This window comes from Nocardia sp. NPDC001965, assembly GCF_053594175.1.
Genome location: NZ_JBSFDZ010000092.1, coordinates 1 through 2,290 on the forward strand (window position 1 = coordinate 1; position 2,290 = coordinate 2,290).

A 2,290-nucleotide genomic window follows, 5' to 3' on the forward strand; every position below is an offset into this window, starting at 1 on the left:
CGCCGGATGCGCCGGATCCAACGGCACATACGCACCACCCGCCGCCACCACCGCATACATACCCACGACCAGGTCCAGCGACCGCGACATCAACAACCCGACCAGAGACTCCGGACCCACACCCTCGGCGATCAAATGCCGCGCCAACCGGTTCACCCGACCCGCGAACTCGCCATAGGACAGACTCGTCCCCTCGAACGAGACAGCCACCCGATCCGGATACGCCGCAACCGCAGCATTGAACCCGTCCAACAGCAACCCGGCCGGAAGCTCGTGCCCGGTGCCGTTCCAATCGGTCAGCACCCGGTCGCGTTCGGCCGGAGCGAGCAACTCCAGATCTCCCACCGGCACCGACGGATCCGCCGATACCGCAGTGAGCAGTCGCACGAAGCGGTCAGCGAATTCCTGCACCGTGGCATGGTCGAACAGGGCGGTGGCGTAGGTCAGATATCCGGCTGCCCCCGCGGGGGCGCCCGTCTCGTCATAGGAATCGCCGAGGACGAGATTCAGGTCGAACTGCGAGATCTCGGTATCGACATCCACCCCCGACACCGTCAGACCCGGCAACTCCAGACTCGATTGCGCCACGTTCTGGAAGGTCAGCCCCACCTGGAACAGCGGATGCCGCGCCGTGGACCGCGCCGGATTCAGCACCTCCACCAAACGCTCGAACGGCACATCCGCATGCGCGAACGCCGCGATATCGATCTCCCGCTGCCGCGACAGCAGATCCGCGAACGACTCCCCACGATCCAGCTGCGTCCGGAACACCAACGTGTTCACGAACATACCGATCAGATCATCGAGCGCCTGCTCACCACGACCCGCCACCGGCGTACCGACGGTGATGTCATCGGTACCCGAAAGACGGGACAGCAGCACGGCGAGTGCCGAATGCACCACCATGAACATCGTCGCGTTCCGCTGCTGGGCCACCCGCAGCAGTCCAGCATGCACATCCGGGCCGACGACGACCGCTACCCGGCCACCGGCGAAGGACTGCACCGCCGGGCGCGGCCGGTCGGTCGGTAGATCGAGCTGGTCGGGCACACCCGCCAGCGTCGACCGCCAGTACCCGACCTGTTTCGCCGCCAGCGATTCCGGATCGGCTTCGTCGCCGAGCAACTCCCGCTGCCAGATGCTGTAATCCGCGTACTGCACCGGCAGCGTCGCCCAGCCCGGGGCGTCCCCGGCGGAGCGAGCGGCGTAAGCGGTCATCACGTCCCGGGTCAGCGGACCCACCGACGAACCGTCGGCCGCGATATGGTGCACCACCATCGCCAGCACGAACTCGCCGCCCGCATCGTCGCCCTCGATACCGGCCGGGTCGCCGACTCGGAACAGCGCCACTCGCAGCGGTACCTCGGCCGTCACATCGAAACCGGCCGACGCCAGCTCACCCACTGCCGCCACGACATCCGCGGCGGCCACCGAACGCACCTGCAATCGCGGCGCGGCGTCCCCGACCGGCAGCACCACCTGCACCGGACCCGATTCGGTCTCCGGATACACCGTCCGCAGCACCTCGTGCCGGGCCACCACATCCGCGACCGCCGCGCGCAACGCGTCCACATCCAGTTCACCGGACAGCCGGATCGCCAGCGGAATGTTGTAGGCCGCCGAGTCGCCGTCGAAGCGGTTGAGGAACCACATCCGCTGCTGGGCCAGCGACAGCGGCACCGCGTCCACGATCTCACCGGAGGCCGAGACCCGCGTGGGCCGCGGCTGCGGCACCAATGCCGTGCGGCCGCCGGTACCGGCCTGCTGTTCGACCCGCACGGCCAGCCCGGCCACTGTGGATGCCTCGAACAGGGCACGTACCGGCACCTGCGTATCCAGCGCCTTACCCAGCCGCGCCGCGACCTGCGTCGCGATCAGCGAGTTGCCGCCCAGGGTGAAGAAATCGTCGTCGGCACCGACCCGTTCCACACCCAGTACTTCGGCATAGACACCGGCCACGATCTCCTCGATCGGCGTCGACGGCGCCCGGAACTCCTGCGCCTCGAAGACCGGTTCCGGCAGGGCTTTCCGATCCAGCTTCCCGGAAGCGTTCAACGGGAACTCGTCGAGCACCATCAGGACCGCGGGCACCATGTATACCGGCAGCCGATCGGCCAGATGGGTACGCAGTGTCTCGATATCGACGACCGTTCCCCGGGCCGCCACCAGATACCCGACCAGGCGGTCACCGATACGCGGATCGGATTTCGCCGTCACCACCGCACGCGCCACCGATTCGTGCTCGGTCAACGCGGTCTCGATCTCACCGAGTTCGATGCGCTGACCACGC

The 2,290-nt window shown here is 67.6% G+C and carries 1 protein-coding gene; it reads right to left on the minus strand.

What is annotated here, in order from left to right; genetic code table 11:
• Positions 1-2,290, minus strand: a 2,290-nt coding sequence (locus ACWCPQ_RS34990; RefSeq protein WP_449907455.1) for a condensation domain-containing protein, incomplete at both ends; no start/stop codon positions are given.